General features: G+C 42.0%; 1 pseudogene. It reads right to left on the reverse strand.

The features are described 5' to 3' along the window. Positions 1–260 precede the first annotated feature (260 nt). Positions 261–452: pseudogene (locus A3735_RS31855) on the reverse strand (VOC family protein); the annotation flags it as partial.

Raw genomic sequence — 452 nt, forward strand, 5'->3', positions numbered from 1 at the left:
AGCCATAAACCAATCTCTCCTAACCCTTCACCTATTTCAGCTAAAAATGTTTCACGCTCTTCAACTGGCGGGTAAAGGCTAAGGGCGTATATATAATATCCAATTGATAAGGCTACAGTGCTTCCTGTAAAAATAAGAATCTTTTTTAAACCCGTAGATACCGATTTCATTGTTTCATATTCCTAACGCCTACATTTGTGGCCGAACGAAGTGAGGTCCGGCCCAGCCGTTTTTTGGCTGGGCGATGCAAGATGGCCTTGTTACACGTTTTGATAGTTTGATACCTCGATAAGGTTGCCGTCAGGATCTCTAAAATATACTGACTCAACTTTACCTTTTGCACCTGTACGGCTTACTGGCCCCTCGATCACTGTAACGTCACAACTGTTTAAATGCTCGATAGCACTACCTATCGGGGTGGTAATAATAAAACATAAATCAGCATTACCTGA

The sequence above is a fragment of the Oleiphilus sp. HI0061 genome (assembly GCF_001635675.1).